General features: G+C 49.1%; 15 protein-coding genes and 1 pseudogene. All 16 read right to left on the bottom strand.

Translation table 11 applies throughout. The annotated features are described in order from the left end of the window. Nucleotides 1-251: 251 nt before the first annotated feature. The gene (locus tag CYPRO_RS16570) at nt 252-3,083 is read right to left on the bottom strand and encodes an HsdR family type I site-specific deoxyribonuclease (RefSeq protein ID WP_408625764.1); all 2,832 of its coding nucleotides are present in this window, start codon (nt 3,081-3,083) and stop codon (nt 252-254) included. Nucleotides 3,084-3,143: 60 nt separating this feature from the next. Then, nucleotides 3,144-4,058: pseudogene (locus tag CYPRO_RS17005) on the bottom strand (type I restriction endonuclease); the annotation flags it as partial. Continuing rightward, nucleotides 4,045-5,097, bottom strand: a complete 1,053-nt coding sequence (locus CYPRO_RS10255) for a virulence RhuM family protein (RefSeq protein ID WP_114984526.1) — start codon at nt 5,095-5,097, stop codon at nt 4,045-4,047. The gene CYPRO_RS10255 and the pseudogene CYPRO_RS17005, both read right to left, overlap by 14 nt. Next, nucleotides 5,084-5,272 carry a hypothetical protein gene (locus CYPRO_RS10250; RefSeq protein WP_114984525.1) on the bottom strand — a complete coding sequence of 63 codons (189 nt, stop codon included), beginning with the start codon at nt 5,270-5,272 and terminating at the stop codon, nt 5,084-5,086. Before CYPRO_RS10250 ends, CYPRO_RS10255 begins: the two co-directional genes overlap by 14 nt. After that, the gene (locus CYPRO_RS10245) at nt 5,269-5,727 is read right to left on the bottom strand and encodes a transposase (RefSeq protein ID WP_240644729.1); all 459 of its coding nucleotides are present in this window, start codon (nt 5,725-5,727) and stop codon (nt 5,269-5,271) included. The genes CYPRO_RS10250 and CYPRO_RS10245 overlap by 4 nt, the downstream gene beginning before the upstream one ends. Before the next feature lie 144 nt (nt 5,728-5,871). Continuing rightward, the gene (locus tag CYPRO_RS10240) at nt 5,872-7,566 is read right to left on the bottom strand and encodes a restriction endonuclease subunit S (protein ID WP_114984523.1); all 1,695 of its coding nucleotides are present in this window, start codon (nt 7,564-7,566) and stop codon (nt 5,872-5,874) included. Next, nucleotides 7,563-7,955 carry an ASCH domain-containing protein gene (locus tag CYPRO_RS10235; protein WP_114985770.1) on the bottom strand — a complete coding sequence of 131 codons (393 nt, stop codon included), beginning with the start codon at nt 7,953-7,955 and terminating at the stop codon, nt 7,563-7,565. The genes CYPRO_RS10240 and CYPRO_RS10235 overlap by 4 nt, the downstream gene beginning before the upstream one ends. 93 nt (nt 7,956-8,048) lie before the next feature. Continuing rightward, on the bottom strand, nt 8,049-8,891 hold the full coding sequence (locus tag CYPRO_RS10230; RefSeq protein WP_114984522.1) for a KilA-N domain-containing protein: 843 nt from the start codon (nt 8,889-8,891) through the stop codon (nt 8,049-8,051). Next, nucleotides 8,884-10,434 carry a class I SAM-dependent DNA methyltransferase gene (locus tag CYPRO_RS10225; RefSeq protein WP_114984521.1) on the bottom strand — a complete coding sequence of 517 codons (1,551 nt, stop codon included), beginning with the start codon at nt 10,432-10,434 and terminating at the stop codon, nt 8,884-8,886. The genes CYPRO_RS10230 and CYPRO_RS10225 overlap by 8 nt, the downstream gene beginning before the upstream one ends. Before the next feature lie 277 nt (nt 10,435-10,711). Further along, nucleotides 10,712-11,467 carry a hypothetical protein gene (locus CYPRO_RS10220; protein WP_114984520.1) on the bottom strand — a complete coding sequence of 252 codons (756 nt, stop codon included), beginning with the start codon at nt 11,465-11,467 and terminating at the stop codon, nt 10,712-10,714. Between the two features lie 2 nt (nt 11,468-11,469). Continuing rightward, nucleotides 11,470-11,892, bottom strand: a complete 423-nt coding sequence (locus tag CYPRO_RS10215; RefSeq protein ID WP_114984519.1) for a DUF1810 domain-containing protein — start codon at nt 11,890-11,892, stop codon at nt 11,470-11,472. A gap of 464 nt (nt 11,893-12,356) precedes the next feature. Further along, complete coding sequence (locus CYPRO_RS10210) at nt 12,357-13,445, bottom strand: alpha/beta hydrolase-fold protein (protein ID WP_114984518.1); 1,089 nt, start codon at nt 13,443-13,445, stop codon at nt 12,357-12,359. Nucleotides 13,446-13,610: 165 nt separating this feature from the next. Further along, nucleotides 13,611-14,174, bottom strand: coding sequence for an SPOR domain-containing protein (locus tag CYPRO_RS10205; RefSeq protein ID WP_164682693.1), 564 nt, complete (start codon nt 14,172-14,174; stop codon nt 13,611-13,613). Nucleotides 14,175-14,202: 28 nt separating this feature from the next. Then, a complete protein-coding gene (locus CYPRO_RS10200; protein WP_114984516.1) occupies nt 14,203-15,066 on the bottom strand; it encodes an aldehyde dehydrogenase family protein in 864 nt (287 codons plus the stop codon). 77 nt (nt 15,067-15,143) lie between these two features. Then, nucleotides 15,144-16,625 (bottom strand): aldehyde dehydrogenase family protein, encoded by a 1,482-nt coding sequence (locus tag CYPRO_RS10195; protein WP_114984515.1) that lies wholly within the window; start codon nt 16,623-16,625, stop codon nt 15,144-15,146. 8 nt (nt 16,626-16,633) lie between these two features. Continuing rightward, on the bottom strand, nt 16,634-17,548 hold the full coding sequence (gene deoC / locus CYPRO_RS10190) for a deoxyribose-phosphate aldolase (RefSeq protein ID WP_114984514.1): 915 nt from the start codon (nt 17,546-17,548) through the stop codon (nt 16,634-16,636). Nucleotides 17,549-17,582 lie beyond the last annotated feature (34 nt).

Here is a 17,582-nt window from a genome sequence, read left to right as displayed (position 1 = left end):
TGCAGTGGCATCCTAAAAAAGCCTCGCAGCGGCCTTTTTTTGAGGATGGAAACGGTTCGTTTCACATTGTTTCCGCTATAGATTCCATGAGCAGAGGGTAGTACACAAAAAATTGCCGGTATTACGTTCGGATGAAGGGATGAAGCACAGCACGATTTGATGTACCGGTTTATAATGATGGGCGGGTTATTCCGTCTGTGAGAGCAGGCAGGGCCAGCGGGCTTTTTGATTCGTCCGTAGGTTGGTATTTCTTAGTCTGTCGTTAACTCCTTCGCGATCATTTCGGCCTGTTTCAAAACGGTCTCTGTTGCCAGTTTTTGCATGTCCGGCGGATAGCCGTATTGTCTTAATGTTCGTTTGATGATGACTTTCAGTTTAGCCCTTACGCTTTCCTTGATCGTCCAGTCGATGGTTGCATTTTGCCTGACCCTTTCGGTCAGAATGACCGCGAGTTCCCGCAGCTTCTCCTGCTGCATGAGCTGTTTGGCTGAATCGTTGTTGGCTACGGCCGCATAGAAAGCATATTCGAACTCGGTGAGGCCAAGCTGTTGGGCTTCACTGTCCATGTTTACGATTTCCTTGCTCAGCTTGATGAGCTCGTCCATCACTTCAGCAGCGGTCAGAATCTTATTTTGGTATTTTTTGATCGCATTCTCCAGCATTTCTTTCAGGGACTTGCTCTTGACGAGGTTCTTTTTTGAACGTGCTTTGATTTCATCGTTGAGTAACTTTTTCAGCACCTCCAGGGCCACATTTTTGTGCTCCATATCTTTGAGTTCCATCAGAAACTCTTCCGATAAAATGGAGATGTCCGGCTTTTTGATACCGGCGGCATCAAACACGTCAATGACCTGCTCCGAAACCAAAGCCTGATCAATGACCTGCCGGATGGTGGTCTCAACCTCTTCATCGGTTTTGCCGGAGCCCGTGCTGTCGAACTTGACCAGGCGCGCTTTGACGGCCTGGAAGAAGGAAACTTCATCTTTCACATCCATGGCCTGTTCGTGCGGCACGGCAATCGCAAAAGCTTTGGAAAGGGCAGTGACTTCGTTGATGTATCGTTTCTTGCCGTCATCGAGTCCGAGAATGTGCTCTTCGGCTGCGAGAATGAGGGAGAGTTTTTGGCTGGTATTGGCTTCGAAGTAGTCTTCGTAGGGGAAACCACCCCGGCCGCCGCTGGAGGCGGACACCCCTGCGGAGGTGGGGGATTCGCTGAACATTTGGGAGACGACTTCGAGTTTTTCCAGCATGAGTGCAACGGCCTGCTCTTGTGCAATGGTTGGGTCGCCTTTGCCGCCTGCGTCTGAGTAGAAGGAAAGTGCTTTTTTGAGGTCAGACGCAATCCCAAGATAGTCAACAACAAGGCCGCCCGGCTTGTCTTTGTACACCCGGTTGACCCTTGCAATGGCCTGCATGAGGTTGTGGCCTTTCATCGGTTTATCGATGTAAAGCGTGTGCATGCTCGGTGCATCAAAGCCGGTAAGCCACATGTCCCGTACGATGACGAGCTTCAGTTCGTCGGCGGGATCTTTCATCCGTTCGGCAAGGACTCTTCTTTGCTGTTTATTGGTGTGAAGCTTGGCCATTTTGGAGCCGTCGGATGAAGCTGAAGTCATCACGACTTTAATAACGCCCTTGTCTAAATCTTCCGAATGCCACTCCGGTTTCAGGCGGATGATTTCGTGATACAGGTCGGCGGCAATTCTTCTTGACATGGCCACAATCATGGCCTTGCCTTCGAACACTTCCTGCCGCTGACCAAAATGCTGAATGATATCTTTCGCTACGGTTTTAATGCGGTTTTCACTGCCGATTAAGGCTTCGAGCTGCGTCCATTTGGCTTTGGCTTTCTGGGTTTCGGTGAGCTCGCCGTCGTCGAGTTCTTCATCCAATTCCTCTACCAGCTTTTTGCCTTCCTCGCTCAGGTTCACTTTCGCTAACCTGCTTTCATAAAAAATCCGAACGGTCGCGCCGTCTTCAACCGCTTGTGCGATGTCGTACACGTCAATGTAGTGACCGAATACAGCGGGGGTGTTCACATCGGTGCTTTCGATGGGGGTTCCGGTGAAGCCGATGTAGGTTGCGTTCGGGAGCGCATCACGCATGTACTTGGCAAAGCCGTACACAATTTTCTTCCCGATCACGTCCCCGTCTTCATTTTTGGCATCAATGGTTTTGGCTCTGAAACCGTATTGTGTCCGGTGTGCTTCATCCGCAATTACCACGATATTTTCCCGCTCGGATAGCGTCTCATAGACATTGCCTTCATCAGGGGAGAATTTTTGGATGGTCGTGAAAATCACCCCGCCGGAAGCGACTTTCAGCTTTTCCTTAAGGTCAATCCGGCTTTCAACCTGCTTGGGCTCCTGCCGCAAAAGCTGCGTGGACGAAGCGAAGGTGTCAAAAAGCTGGTCATCCAGATCATTCCGGTCAGTGATGACCACAATGGTCGGATTATCCAAAGCCAGGACGATTTTTCCGGTAAAAAACACCATGGAAAGCGACTTGCCGCTTCCCTGCGTATGCCAAACGACCCCACCCTTACGATCGCCCCGAGGCTGCCCTTTCACCCCCGGCAACCCATAATTCACCGGGTCCGCCTCCACCAAATTCACCCGGCTACCCTCATCCATTCCCCTCCCCTGGCGGACGGGGTGGTCCATTCCCCGCACGGGTGCCCGCAGCGCCGGGTGGTCCCCAAGCATCTCCATCACAGCATCCAGCCGCTTCATCACATCCTGAACCGGAATGCGAATAATCGTCAGCCCCAGCGATTCGAGGTAGGCATCCCGCTTTGCGTCGTATGCCTGCTTATCATTGTGGCTGCTGCCGTCAATTTCAATGACGACCTGACAGTTGCTGCAGTAAAAATCTACGATGTAGTTGCCTATGATTTTCTGACGGTCAAAATCATAGCCTTTGAACTGTTTGTTTTTTACCCGTTTCCAGAAAAGGACTTCTGAGAGGTTTCCGGATTTTCGGAGTTCCCGGGCTTTTTCTTTGAGGTTGGGGTTGTAGGGGAGGCTGAAGTAGTTTTTGGTCGCTCTGTTGACCGTTTCGGCATTTCCCTGCGGAGGGACCACCCCGACATCTCCCTGCGGTCGATGCCACCCCTCCGGAGGAGGGGAATTTGAATAGGTATGGTATCCGGTGGCACGGAGGGTTGACTGTACGGCCCGGTTTACGGCGTAGTATTGGTGGTAGGCCGCCATTTTTTTGACGGTGGAAATGGTGGTTAATCCGGTTTTGGGGTCTTCTTTTTTGGATTTTTCAAAGACGATGAAGTGGCGGATTAAGTCGAGCAGGGTTTCCTTGTTGAGCATGCCGCTGATGAGCGTTTCTATCTGACTCACCAGATGCGAGGCTTCTTCTTGGCCGTCGGCGGATTTCCATGCCATGAACCGGCTCATGCCGGAGGAGATGGTTCCTGCTTTTGCTTCCAGGCCGTCCGAAATAACGGTGAAGCCGTTGTAAGTGAACAGGCCCGGAATGAGGGCTTTGTAGGTGTCGATTTGCTGGAAGGCGGATTTGAGGGTCGCGTTTTCATCGGCGGCGTTTTTGAGCTCGATCACGACCAGTGGAATGCCGTTGACAAACAGGATGACATCCGGCCGTTTGTTGACACCGTTTTCTACCACGGTAAACTGATTGGCCACAACGAAGTCGTTGTTTTCCGGATCGCTGAAGTCGATCAGCCACACCAAATCACCCCGCTGCTGACCGTCTTTCTGATAGCTGACGCTGATGCCTTCGGTGAGCAGGCGGTGGAAGTGTTCGTTGTTGGTCAGCAAATCCGGCGAATGGATGCGCTGCACCTCCTTGATGGCCTCTTCCTGCGCGGCAGGCGGCACGGCAGGATTGATTTTCCGCACGGCCTCTGCCAGACGATGCATGAGCAGGACTTCTTCGAAGGAATTGCGCCTTTCGGCATCGCCAAAGGGGGTATGCTCCGCATCGGGGGCAATAGCCGGGGCATAGAGGTAGGTATAGCCCAGCTGTTCGATCAGCTCAACAGCAAAGGCTTCGATGGTGGATTCGGTGATTTTAGAAGTCGTCATGAGTACCGCCCTTTTTTTCCTCTATGAGTTTTTTTACCTCCTCATCAAAATCAGAAACGTAGTGTCTGTCCTGTATGATGCGGAACTTGTCGTATTCGCTCTCGGCTTTTATTTTGGCTTCCAGGGCGGAAATTTTTCCCCTATCCATAAGAATAGGGTAATCCGATAGTGCCAAAAACTTGTCTAAAAACTGAACCCAGTCTTTCATATTGGTGACCACCCCCCGGCTGGCGCGGTTTTCGGCCAAATCCAGGTAAGCGGAGACGATTCGCGCCAACTCTTTAAGATGTTCCTGGTTCAGGTAGTTTTTTGCAATGGTTACATCGGACTTCAGGATTTTACCATTGGGCGCATTCTTCCACGTTTTTAGGCCCATATATAGTTTTTGGGCGTCGGCCTCCGTATAGATGATTTCGGCTGCTGTTTTACCATGAATCGCCCAGTGCATTTTGTTTTGTACAGTGGCAAAAAACGCTTTGGTGGTTTCGTCGTTCCGGTCATAATCAGCGGATAGGGCGTAGATATCCGTGACCTTCTGATAAAGTCTGCGCTCACTGAGCCGGATTTCACGGATGCGTTCCAGAAGCTCATCAAAGTAGTCTTGCCCAAAGTGTTTGATCTGCTTGAGGCGTTCATCATCCATGGCAAAGCCTTTGATGATGTATTCATGAAGAATTTCGGTAGCCCATTTGCGAAATTCGGTAGCCCGGTGTGAATTGACCCGATAGCCAACGGCAGTTATGGCTCTCAGGTTGTAATAGAGAACTTCTTTTTGCTGGGTCTTGCCTTGTATGGCCCCATGCTCAGTGGTATGTCGGAATTTCCGACATACCACTTCCTCTTTCAATTCACCCTCGGCGAAAATGTTTTTGAGATGCCCGGTTATGGTGGAGCGTCCTTTGCTGAACAGTTCGGCAATCAGCTTCTGCCTGAGCCATAAGGTATCCTCGTGAAAATAGACATCGATATTGACCTTGCCGTCTGCGGTCTTGAAGAGTACAAAGTTGGAAAACTTTTCGGGGAGCTCAGGGCTGGCCATTGGATACCTCAGCTTCGATTTCACCCACCCGCACCTCTCCGCTCATTAATTTTGGCAGGAGGGTATCGCGCAGGACAGTGAGGGCAATACCCGGGGCATAGACATATTCATAACCCAACTGCTCGAGCAATTTGATGGCGAAATCTTCGATGGTATGTTCGGTGATGCGGGTCATGGGGTATAAAATTTGTCTTCCGTCCATTTTACCGGATTATTGATGATGTATTCGGCAATGGTGTTGTAGGATTTTTCATCACGGATGATGTGGTCATGATACCGGGCTTGCCATGCGAACCCGGAATTGATTTGCCGGGCATTTTTGGTCACACCGATTTTAAACCCCCGGATGATGGATGGTAAATTTTTGGATTGTGGGCCGAATTGGTTTTTGGGGTTTTTATTTTCGGCGGTATTGGTGGTATCGCCCCCCGTAGAGACGCAATGCATTGCGTCTCTACTACATTGCGTATCGTTTTGCGTGTTATATTCATTTTCCCCAATCCCAATTATGGCATGAAAATGATTCGGCATCACCACATATTCGCCCATCCATAAATTCATGTCGGGCCGCATTTCAAATGTTTTTAACCATTCGGATTGTGTGATTTTTCCGATTTCTGATAAATCCATCACCCCATCCGATATTTCCCCGAACCAGCATTCCCGGTTATGGGTACAAATCGTCACAAAATACGTCGCATTCCACGCATAATTCCAAAACGGGGCACGGGCAGATGGTATGCGGTATTTGTTTTGATAGCGTTCTGACATATATCAATAGGTATATAGGTTTTTTAAATCATCGATCGCCTGATCAATATTTTGGGGTGAAAATTCAGGTAAAACTTTTTTGTGTTTCCAGTCCTTTGATTCCGAAATATTACCCAGAACATTGGAAGCAGACAATTCTTTACCTTCCTTTTTCAATTCCAGCAAAGAATAATCTACCGTAGCATACACCCCTAATTTCTTTACCGGAACAAACCGGAATTTTTCTATTGTCCAGTTTTCAAACAGCTCCCTGTTCCAGTAGTTATCAAAATAGGTATCGATTTTATCGATGTTTTCGGATGGCTTGAAAGCATAATCATTGACCGCTTCCAGGTATTTATTGTTTATGCAGATGCCTTCCGGCCCCTGGTAGCGCATGTTCTTTTTATAAGGACCGGCCGCTTTTTTGCTGTATTCCGTTGTCAGTTCAAAAACAGATTGCTGTTCGGTCAGCTCTTTCAGTTTTCGTTTATGGAGATAGGCGATCTTTTGATACCATTGACGGCTGACATTTCCAATCTTAGGCGTAAACAAGGTGCGTACGATGGCCGCTATCAGAATGGCTTCTTTGAATTCCGGCCGTGCCTCTTTGGTTTTCTTCAGTGCTATGACCGGGGTGTCAGCAACCCGCACCTCCCCACTCATCAACTTCGGCAGCAGCGTATCGCGTAGGGCCACAAGCTTGCTAATTTGTCGATTATTGATGATGACCTTTTCGATTATTGGCTCGAAAGATTCAGTATACAATTCTATTTCTTCCTCTGACGGCACCAATACCAGAGCTTCATCTAAATCACCTCTTTTAATATGCCCCATTGTTGTTGCATGTGCTCGCGCTATGGCAATAAATTGGTCTAAATGAAATTTACTCCATAAATAGTAGTACCATTTTGGAAATTCACTTGATGTGACCTTAAAAAGGTGTTGATTGAGAATACAAGTTTCTCCATTCCACATCTTAACCATCAAGGATGCAGACCAAGAGAAAATAACATCTCCGTTTTCTACTATGTATTTTTCATCAACTTCTGTGGTACACCAATCGCAATCTTCTGAAATGCCGTTTCTCAGTTCCTTGATTTTCAAAACTGGAAGCTTGTCCACATCATTTTGTGGCGGATATTTTTGGCAAGCCAATCCATTTAAAAATGAGGCAATTGAACTCAAAGGCCTTTCTTCCCAATCAGGATTCGGATTCTCCAAAAACCACTGCTTAAACAGCGTCTCCGCCATTTGCTCCAGAGTTTGGTTTTGGCGGTGCAGCAGGTCTATTTTGTCGTCTAAGCTGGAAAGGACGGAGGCGATGGCGCGTTGTTCTGTTTCATCAACGCAGATTTCGTATTCAAGAGAATTGAGCAAAGTTTGAGTTACTAATGGATGACTTGAACCACCTGCGTGCTGATTCAAGTTAGCATTCTTCAAAAAATAGTAAAGGAATTTTGTTGAGTTCCCCACTTTAGCCTTTGCAGCCAATGCATTATCTGACACCCAAATCGGTTTGTTCTCATAGTAAACTGAACCGCAATAAGCACCAACGCGACCAATAATTATAGTCTCATCCTCATAATTGCATTCCCCAGAATAGCCCAATATTCCGTTGCCTCCATAAATAGGAATACTACCATTTGTCTCGGGTTTTTTCTTCCCATTTCCAAATTCTATAATTTCCGAAAGTTCTATTTCCTTCCACTCACTCATTGACTCAACAAATTTTCATTCCGCAAATACAGAAAGGATTGCGGTGGGGTGAGGTTAAAATGTTCGCGCAGGCATAGCGTCTCTTTATATTTTTTAGTCTTTTTGATTTTGATGGCAAAGCCCATTTCCCGATCTGCAAAATACTCGTAAAAGAAATGCTCTTCTACTCCTGCAAATTCTTTGGTTTCATTCCAGAGCTTTTCCGGGCTATCACTAATGATCGTCTCAATCTCGAATTCACCAATCACTCTTTGCGTAGGCGAAGAGGCATACACCACGATCGTTTTGATGTCGCTGTTTTTAAAAACCGCTTTGCGGAACTCGTATTTTTTCGAACCCTCAAAGATCCGTTCTGCAAACTCCGGTTTAATCGACAATAAGACTTTCATTTGTTCCTGTTTCATTCAATATTGTTTTAAATTGTTAGCACCCTTCATGCTTCCCTGTGAATAATGATATTTGTGTCTAAGAGGGCTTTCATTTTATTTTTTGTCTATATCTTTTCCTGTTAAGCGTTTCGCAGAAACATCCCGTGTCAACAATTGCATCTGCTGTATGGCTACCTGATTGAGGCGTTGCAGGCGGTCGGGTTGGGGCAGGCCTTCTTCTATCCACACCGCATTGAGATTTTCCAGGTTGGCGAGGCAGACCAGTTGGGTCACATTGGCATAATCGCGAATATTGCCTTCTTTGCCGGGGTTTTCATCGCGCCATTGTTTGGCGGTTTTTCCAAAGAGTGCCATGTTGAGTACATCGGCTTCGGAGGCATACACCAGGTTTACCTTCTTAGCCGGTAACTCGTCCGGTATCAGGTGTTCCTTCACTGCATCGGTGTGGATACGATAGTTGATCTTGGAGAGGCTGCGTTTTACGTTCCAGTCGAGGGATTTTTGCTCTTGTTCCTGCAAGCGTTGAAACTCCTTAATCAGGTAAAGCTTAAATTCTACCGATATCCAGGAGGCAAATTCAAACGCAATATCCTTGTGGGCAAAAGTGCCACCATATCTGCCTGCTTTAGAGATCAAGCCAATGGCCCCCGTTTTTTCAATCCATTGCTTTGGTGTAAGTGTAAAGCTGTTTAAACCTGCCTGCATTCTAAACCCGTCGAATTCGACGGGTTTAAAATTCGGATTATTAAGGTGCTCCCAAATGCCGAGAAATTCTATGGTGTTTCGGTTGCGTAACCAATTCCGAATCAGATCATCAGTGCGGCCTGGATTTTTATGCCGGGCAATATCTGTGAGACTGATAAAATCGGCCAAGTCATTTTTGGAAACCGTGATTTCCGTACCCTGAACTTCAATTTTTTGATTTTTCTTAGCCATCGGGCAATTGAATTTTATTCAAGTTCTTTTTTATCCGTTCATTCAACTCCGACTCTTCTTTGAGCTGCGCTTCAAACTCGGCTTTCAGGCTGGTGAAGCGTTCATTAAAGTCAAAATCATCTTCTTCCTCTGCCAATCCAACATAGCGGCCGGGCGTCAGTACATAATCCAATTCGGCTACCCGTTCTTTGGTGGCAGAAGCACAGAAGCCTTTTACATCTTCATACTCTCCATCAGGATTTCGCCAGTTATGGTAAGTGTCTGTAATCTGGTCAATATCTTCAACAGAAAGCACTTTAGTTCTTCGATTTATCAGATGGCCTAAGTTCCGGGCATCGATAAAAAGAATTTCACCTGTTCGGTTTCTGAATTTGCCATTGCTGCGGTTCCGGCTCATAAACCAGAGCGAAGCAGGTATTTGGGTGTTCAAAAACAACTTGGCGGGCAGGTTGACAACACAATCAATCAAATCAGCTTCTACAAGTGCTTTTCTTATATCGCCCTCACCGCCACTTTTGGATGTCAGTGCGCCTTTGGCCAAAACAAAACCCGCTTGCCCGCTTGGTGCTAAGTGATACAGGAAATGCTGGATCCAAGCGTAATTGGCATTTCCGGTGGGTGGTGTGCCGAATTTCCAGCGCCCGTCTTTTCGCAACAGATCACCGCTCCAATCACTTACGTTAAATGGAGGATTGGCAATGATGTAATCCGCTTTCAGGTCTTTGTGGGCATCATTCAAGAACGAGCCTTCGTTATTCCATTTCACCTGTGAACTGTCAATGCCTCTAATCGCCAAATTCATTTTGGCCAGTCGCCAGGTGGTTTGGTTGCTTTCCTGGCCGTAAATAGAAATGTCGTTGATCTTCCCCTGATGGTCTTCCACAAATTTCTCAGACTGAACGAACATACCACCTGAACCACAGCAAGGGTCAAAAACACGGCCTTTATATGGTTCAAGCATTTTTACCAATAACTCAACAACGCTTCTTGGTGTGTAGAACTGTCCGCCCTTTTTACCCTCTGCTAAGGCAAATTCACCTAAGAAATATTCAAACACGTGTCCGAGAATATCTGCACTTCTGGATTTGGTATCGCCTAAGGCGACATTTCCAATCAGGTCAATCAGTTCACCTAAACTGGTGGGGTCAAGATTTTGTCTTGCGTAAACTTTGGGAAGTACACCTTTCAGAGAAGCATTTTCCTTTTCTATAGCATCCATCGCTTCATCCACCGATTTGCCTATGGTAGGCTGTTTGGCTTGTGAGAGCAAATAATTCCAACGGGCTTTCTCAGGAACGAAGAACACATTCTCAGCTTTGTACTCGTCTTTGTCTTCCGGGTCTGCACCTGCATATTCACCTTCTCCGGCTTTCAATTTATCGTATAGTTCTTCAAAAGCATCCGAGATGTATTTCAGGAATATTAGGCCGAGTACTACGTGTTTGTATTCCGCAGCATCAATGTTTTTTCTCAGCTTGTCAGCCGATTTCCAGAGTTGTTTTTCCAACGGTTCTTCTGTACCGTTTCCGTTCTTTTTTGCCATTTATTTTAAATTCTTTTTATCAGTTTCAAATTTCATCTTTTCCGTCCGAGCTTTGGCAACAAAACATGCTCTTTTGGTTTTTCAGCGTTGGCATTGCGTTTTGGCAAAAACCAAATGTGCCTGTTTGCGCGTGGGCTTTCTTTGTATGCCGCACAACGGTTTGCGTGTATGAGAAGTAGCGGATTAAAAGGCACTTAACTTTCAGTTTAGTACAGAACTTTATTAAAAGTACTAACCTTTGATTTAGCACTGAACCCGCTATTTCTTATACACGCTGTTAGCACTCGTTTTTCTTATTAAGTATCTCATTAGCGAATGCTTTTACTTCATTGTTAGGGTCATTTATTGCGGTCTTTAATAGTCCTTTTGCTTTTGTGCTTTCGCAATGTTTTAAACCCCTTACTAAATGATACCTTATTGCAGCAAAATTGTCATTATCTTGGTCGTAGTTATCCATTGAATTAATTTCAATTCCATAATTTATGAATTTTTCAACTTCGTCTAGATATTCTCCGTTGGTAATTTCAAGTAAGGATTCTATTGCTTGACCAACAATAATTGATTTATTTCTTATTATGAAGTTCTTCTGATTGCGATAATCTTCAATATCTAAGTTTATTATTCTTTTAAGTCCTTCTATTGCTCTTATTTCTTTAAGCGCTGTAAGTTGTTTAATTATTTCTTCTTCAAGGTCAGTTTCAGAGGGATACCTGAATTCTGGTTCATTAGATATTTTTTCTAAAAGCTCTAATAATTTTAATCTTATCTCTTCATTGTCTGGTGGATTTACCCATACTTTTCTAGAATATGGATAACCGTCATTTATATAAACAGGTCCTAAAGGCAAGTCAATCTTATTTTGATTATGATGTGGATGATTAGCACAATACGTCCAAAATGGGTCTGGGATTTCTAAATTCCTTATTATGCATATAACAACCCCTTCTTTTTCTGAGCCTTGATAACCTTGCTCACCGTTATTTTTGCTGTTAAACCAACAAGTTCCACAGCAATCTGAACCACCGTTTGGCATATTTATTCTTTTAATAGAGTTAAAGTTTTATTATCGGTTTGTCCGTTGAAAAATTTGTTTAAAACCGCTTGAAAAATATTTTCTTCCGATGTGTCAATTGCAGAAAATAATGTCATACTCGATTTAAGCTTTAAGTCATCAGGACTTCCAAACACTTTATTTGCATTATTCTCATTAAGGGCTAAAAGTTCTTTTGTGATTAATTTCAGTCTTTCCCCTAAAATTGGATGGTTTAAATATCTCTCGGCTTCATCTATGTCCTTAATTGAATAATATTTTGATGTCTCGCTGAAGCCCAACCCTTTAAACTGTGGAAAAATATACCACATCCAATGACTTCGTTTTCTTCCTGATTTTATTTCAGAAAGTGCTTCTTCATATGATTTATCTTGTGCTTGAATAAATCTACTCAGGTCTTGTTCCATTTGCGTTGTCTTTTAAATGAGTGCTAACTCATATATACACGCAATAAACCTGCGCCTTACATCCCAAATCAGCATGTAAAGCGAACTTTTATTGCGCTTTGTTCAAAGGTTGAATTTTTAGACTCAGTGGTTGTACTTGTACTTTCAAGCTCATTAACAAATTATTGAGCCTCAAAGAATATACTCCCCAAAGTTTAACAAACAAAGAAATTTCAGCTAAGCTTTTGTGTGTTCGGAGTGTTGGGGCTGTGTTCAGCAGGGAGCGCCTGCATCAAAAAGCAAGGAGCTATGAGACCGATTTGGGGGGTGTGGAACTACATCCGCGGACAGTGATGCTCTCGGAGTTTCCCCTAAAAATAAAAAAAGGCCGGCATCACCCGGGAGTTGGGGTGGGGCCGGCCTTTTGGGTTTGGATTTGTAAGTAATGGAACGGAACAGAACAGGCGGGGGCGTTCGGGTTTGGTTTAATCTCCGAAGTCGAAGAGCCATTCGGCGGCTATGGGGAATTCGCGGCCCCATTCGAGTTCGCTGTGGCGGCCCATGGGGTTGATGGAGAGCCGGGCCTGCAGGTTGCGCTCGTGGTTTACGGTGTTGATTTTGTCATAAAAAGCCTGTAAGCGCCCGACGAGCATTTCGCTTTCCCGACCGCCGCCGTAGATGTAGATGCGGCCTTCGAATTGGGGGACTTCATCAATGAAGCGGATCGGCAGGTTGGGGGTGACCCAGAAGGAGGGGGAGAAGAGCATGAGGCGGCTGTATTTGTCGGGGTGCAGCATGGTCGCGTAGATGCTGATGAGGCCGCCCATGGAGCTGCCGCCGATGCCGGTGAATTCGCGCTCAGGCCGGGTGCGGTAGTGGCTATCAATGTAGGGCTTGAGCGTTTCGGTGAGGAAGCGCGCGTATTTTTCGCCGTCACCGGCGCCGAGCACGGAGGTCGGCAGGGTAGGGGTGAATTCGGCGATGCGCTCGCTCTCGGCGTGATCAATGGCGATGACGATGAAGTCGGCTTTGCCGCGTTCGGCGAGGAAGGCGAGGCGTTTGGCCAGGCCCCAGCTTCCGAAGGGGGCAAAATCGTCGAAGAGGTTTTGCCCGTCCTGCAGGTAGATAACCGGGTAGTGCTTGTCGGTTTCGTAGTAGTTCCAGGGCAGCAGGGCGGTGATGCGCCGGGTTTTGATGAGCTGCGGAATTTCGAACTGTTCCGAGATGATGTTGACCAGCGGCAGGTAGCGGTCGTTGTGAAATTTGCCGTCCCGGCGCCAGTTGACGACCCGGTCTTCCACGCAGCGCTCGAAGCGGGAAATCATGCGGTTGTGCGGCGGCTCATTGCCGTATTCATCCAGCTCCACATCATCCCAGCCGCCCCGGGTGAATTTGTACTCGATTTCGTCGGGCAGGCCGTCAATGCTCTCGAAGGTGAAGCTGAAGTGCTGATCGCTTTCCGGATGCATTTTCCAGCTTGGGTCGGCAGGCGCCCAGTTGTTGAAATTTCCGGTGATAAAGACCGGACGTTCGTCTTCCATAGGTGAATGTAGCTTGATCGTTAGTTTTTGCATAGCATTTGATTGAACGGTTCCACAGGCTGAAGGGCAGGTATCCGGAGGGGCGGGTTGGCAGCTCAGAAGCATGATCCCGAGGAGGAAGGGGAGGCGCAGCGCTTTCAGGGTCAGAATACGTGGTTAATGGATATGCAGCGGGGCGTTTTGGTTGAAGGGGCGTGCTCAGGGCGCGAGGGAGGGGTCGATGGTGTCAATTACGACCCAGGCGCCGGGGAAGCGCGTGCGGAGGATCGCGAGGTAGAGGTTGGCGTCGCTTCTGCGGCGGAAATCGCCCACCCGTACCCGGTAAAAGGGCTGACGAAAGGTGACGTAGGCTTCCGGCATAACGTCGAAGGGGAGTTCATCGAGCTCGGCAGCCCAGTCGTAGTATTCGAGCATGAGGGAGTCGGCGTAGGCAACGTTTTCGGTCGTCAGCAGCTGAATCCTGAAGCCGCGGTTGCTCTGGGTTTGCTGCAGTTCTTCTTCCGAAATCTGAAATGCTTCGGGCACGGTGAGTTCGAAGGTGCGGAAGCGGTCTGTGGGCTGCAGCCGGAGTTCGGCAAGCTCGCGCGTGCTCAGGGTTGTGCTGAAAGCGGCGGGGGCTTCCACTATTTCTTCTGCCGGCGCTTCTTCAGGCTCGGCGACTTCGGCAACGGAGGCACAGCCTGCCGCAATGAAAAGCAGCAGCAGGAGTAGCGGCAGGGAAGGTGCCAAAACCGGCTTTTCTTTTTTGGAAAAGAATCTCACAAATACAGGCTTTTTAGGGTGAGGGAGGCTACAGCCCAACCGGGTGCCAGGTTGTTTTGATTTCAAGCAGATCAAGGATGGGGTACGGACTTTCGTGCTCAGCCCCGTACCAGCTTTCGTCTTCACGAACCAAAACCTGTTTTACATTGAGGGATGCTTTTTCCTGCACCAGGGTGATTTCCGCTTTGTCGCGGCTGCCCAGAACGACCGCATTGACATCCATGTGGGAGGCGAACTGTTCAAGCAGTTCTGAGCGGAAGCCGCTGAGCAGGTTGATGACACCGCCCGGCACATCCGAGGCATGCAACACTTCCGCAAAGGTGAGGCCGGCAAGCGGTCGCTTTTCGGAAAGGAGCACGACTACGGTGCTGCCGCTCACGATGGCGGGCATCACGGTTTGAACCAGCCCGAGGAGACCGGCGCTTTCCGGAAGCACGGCGGCGACGAGCCCGACCGGCTCCGGCATGGAAAAGTTGAAATGCGCGCTTGCAACGGGGTTGACCGTGCTGAACACCTGCTGATACTTGTCGCTCCAGCCGGCAAAATAGACGATGCGGTCGATGGCGGCATCGACTTCGCGGGCCGCTTCTTTTTCGCTGAGGCCTTCGAGGCGCAGTTCGGCGGTGAGCTGATCGCGGCGGCCTTCGAGCATTTCCGCGATGCGGTACAGGATTTGGCCGCGGTTGTAGGCCGTACGGGCCGCCCAGCCGGATTGCGCTTTGCGGGCCGCTACAACGGCGTTGCGGAAATCTTTGCGCGAGGAGCGGCAGATGTTGGCGATGAATTCCCCGGATTTTCCGGTCAGCGCAAAGGTGCGGTCTGATTCGGATCTCGGAAAGGCCCCGCCGAGGTAGAGTTTGTAGGTTTTTTTTACTTCGAGTCGTTTGCTCATGATGGTTGTAAAAATGAAATAACTGTGCAGAAGGGTGGAGGAGGCCGGCGCAAAATCAGACCGGCCTGCGCTTCAGCTTAGAATTTGAGGTATGGGAAGAGTCCGTGCAGTCCGCCTTCCCGTCCGAGGCCGCTTTCTTTGTAGCCGCCGAAGGGGGAAGTCGGGTCGAATTTGTTGAAGGTGTTCGCCCAAAGCACGCCCGCGCGGATGCCGTTGGTGAGTTTGAAAATCTTCGAGCCTTTGTCGGTCCATACGCCGCCGGAGAGGCCGTAGGGGGTGTTGTTGGCTTTTTCGAGCACTTCTTCCGGGGTGCGGAAGGTTTGGATGGTCAGCACCGGACCAAAGATTTCTTCCTGCACCACGCGGTGCGATTGCGATACATTGGAGATGAGGGTCGGGCAGCACCAGAATCCTTTTTCGGGCAGGCTGCACTTGGCCTGATAAATATCCGCGCCTTCATTCAGCCCGATTTCGAGATAGCGGCTGATGGTTTCGAGCTGTGCTTTGGAGTTGATGGCCCCGATGTCGGTGTTTTTGTCCAGCGGATCGCCGACGCGCAGGGTTTGCAGGCGGTCGATGAGTTTATCGCGCACCACATCGGCTATGCTTTCCTGTACGAAAAGCCGCGATCCGGCGCAGCATACATGCCCCTGATTGAAGAAGATGCCGTTGATGATGCCTTCCACGGCCTGATCGATGGGGGCGTCTTCAAACACAATGTTGGCCGCTTTGCCGCCCAGCTCCAGGGTGAGCTTTTTTCGGGTTCCGGCAATGGATTTCTGAATCAGCTTGCCGACCGCGGTCGAGCCGGTGAAGGCGATTTTATCTACATCCGCATGATTCACAAGCGCCGCGCCGGTTGCGCCGGCACCCGTTACGATGTTGACCACACCCGGCGGCAGCTCGCATTCCTGCATGATTTCCGCAAGCTTAAGCGCGGTCAGCGGCGTGGTTTCGGCGGGCTTGAGCACGACGGTATTACCCGTTGCCAGCGCAGGCGCCAGTTTCCAGGCGGCCATGAGCAGGGGGAAGTTCCATGGGATGATTTGTCCGGCGACGCCCAGCGGTTGTGGTGTGCGGCCAGGAACCGCGTATTCGAGCTTGTCGGCCCAGCCGGCGTAGTAGAAAAAGTGCGCCGCGGCGAGGGGGACATCCACATCGCGGGATTCGCGTATGGGCTTGCCGCCGTCCAGACTCTCGATAATGGCAAATTCGCGGGCCCGCTCCTGAATCATGCGGGCGATGCGGTAGAGGTAACGGCCCCGGTCGCGACCGCTCATTTTGGACCAGACGCCGGTGTAGGCCTTGCGGGCGGCAGCAACGGCCGCGTCAACGTCGGCCTGCGTGCCGTCAGCGACGGAGGCCAGCTCTTCTTCGGTTGCCGGATTAATGGTAGTGAAAAAGCCGCCTTCCGCCGGATCGGTGAAGGTGCCGTTGATGAAATGGCCGTATTGTTTTTTCAGGCTGATGAAATCGGTGGCTTCCGGCGCCGGATCGTAGGCCCAGCCCGAGCTGAGGTCAAGCGCGTATTTTTTCTGAATATCTTGTTCTTTGAGCATAATCCCGTTTAGTCTTTTGAGAAATAATCTGCAGATTGGTACACCCCGGTGCGCTGTTTCAAAATCTGCATGAGCAGGTCGTTGGCCAGCGAACTTGCGCCGAACCGGAACATCTCCGGATTCATCCAGTCGTTGCCGAGGGTTTCGCGCAGCATGACGAGGTAGCGCAGCGCCAGCTTGGAATCGCGTATGCCGCCCGCAGGCTTCATCCCGATTTTGACGCCGGTCTTGTAGTAGAAGTCGCGAATGGCTTCAAGCATGACGAGGGTGACAGGCTGTGTGGCGGCCGGGCTGATTTTTCCTGTGGAGGTCTTGATGAAGTCGGCTCCGGCATACATGGCGATATCGCTGGCCTTGCGCACATTGTCGAGGGTTTGCAGCTCGCCGGTTTCCAGGATGACTTTGAGATGGGCCGGACCGCAGGCTTCCTTCACCGCGGCCACTTCATCAAAAATGTAGCTGTAGTTGCCTTTTAGAAATTCTCCCCGCGAAATCACCATATCAATTTCGTCGGCACCTTCTTCCACGCAGTAGCGCACTTCGTCCAGCTTGGCTTTGAGCGGGGCCCATCCGCTCGGGAAGGCCGTTGCGACGCTTGCGACCTGAATGCCGGAACCGGTCAGGGTTTCTTTGGCCAGCTTCACATAGCTGGGATACACGCAGATGGCCGCAACTTTGGGGATGTCTTCTGCGCTGTCGTGCGGGTGCATGGCTTTGTAGCACAGCTGTTTCACCCGTCCGGGGGAGTCGGCTCCTTCGAGGGTGGTCAGGTCAACCATGCTCAGCGCAAGCTTGAGCGCGTACATTTTGGAGTCTTTCTTGATGCTGCGGGTGTTGAATTTGGCAACCCGCTCTTCCACCCCGACCTGATCGATAGGTACCGTTTGGCGGAAGTCGGGGATGTTTGAAAAAGGAGTGTTCATGTACACAAATATTGGATAAGAACAGCCTGCATAC

The organism is Cyclonatronum proteinivorum (assembly GCF_003353065.1).
Taxonomy (GTDB): domain Bacteria; phylum Bacteroidota; class Rhodothermia; order Balneolales; family Cyclonatronaceae; genus Cyclonatronum; species Cyclonatronum proteinivorum.
The sequence above is the reverse complement of the archived record's forward strand: the minus strand, read 5'-3'. Positions and strand labels throughout refer to the sequence as shown.

Bases quoted from the DNA above. Each gene is read 5' to 3' on its own strand.
- deoC (WP_114984514.1), bottom strand. From the start codon at position 17,548: ATGAACACTCCTTTTTCAAACATCCCCGACTTCCGCCAAACGGTACCT.
- CYPRO_RS10210 (WP_114984518.1), bottom strand. From the start codon at position 13,445: ATGCAAAAACTAACGATCAAGCTACATTCACCTATGGAAGACGAACGT.
- CYPRO_RS10235 (WP_114985770.1), bottom strand. From the start codon at position 7,955: ATGAAAGTCTTATTGTCGATTAAACCGGAGTTTGCAGAACGGATCTTT.
- CYPRO_RS10215 (WP_114984519.1), bottom strand. From the start codon at position 11,892: ATGGAACAAGACCTGAGTAGATTTATTCAAGCACAAGATAAATCATAT.
- CYPRO_RS10240 (WP_114984523.1), bottom strand. From the start codon at position 7,566: ATGAGTGAGTGGAAGGAAATAGAACTTTCGGAAATTATAGAATTTGGA.
- CYPRO_RS10255 (WP_114984526.1), bottom strand. From the start codon at position 5,097: ATGGCCAGCCCTGAGCTCCCCGAAAAGTTTTCCAACTTTGTACTCTTC.
- CYPRO_RS10195 (WP_114984515.1), bottom strand. From the start codon at position 16,625: ATGCTCAAAGAACAAGATATTCAGAAAAAATACGCGCTTGACCTCAGC.
- CYPRO_RS10225 (WP_114984521.1), bottom strand. From the start codon at position 10,434: ATGGCAAAAAAGAACGGAAACGGTACAGAAGAACCGTTGGAAAAACAA.
- CYPRO_RS10245 (WP_240644729.1), bottom strand. From the start codon at position 5,727: ATGGATTTATCAGAAATCGGAAAAATCACACAATCCGAATGGTTAAAA.
- CYPRO_RS10220 (WP_114984520.1), bottom strand. From the start codon at position 11,467: ATGCCAAACGGTGGTTCAGATTGCTGTGGAACTTGTTGGTTTAACAGC.
- CYPRO_RS10250 (WP_114984525.1), bottom strand. From the start codon at position 5,272: ATGACCCGCATCACCGAACATACCATCGAAGATTTCGCCATCAAATTG.
- CYPRO_RS10230 (WP_114984522.1), bottom strand. From the start codon at position 8,891: ATGGCTAAGAAAAATCAAAAAATTGAAGTTCAGGGTACGGAAATCACG.
- CYPRO_RS10200 (WP_114984516.1), bottom strand. From the start codon at position 15,066: ATGAGCAAACGACTCGAAGTAAAAAAAACCTACAAACTCTACCTCGGC.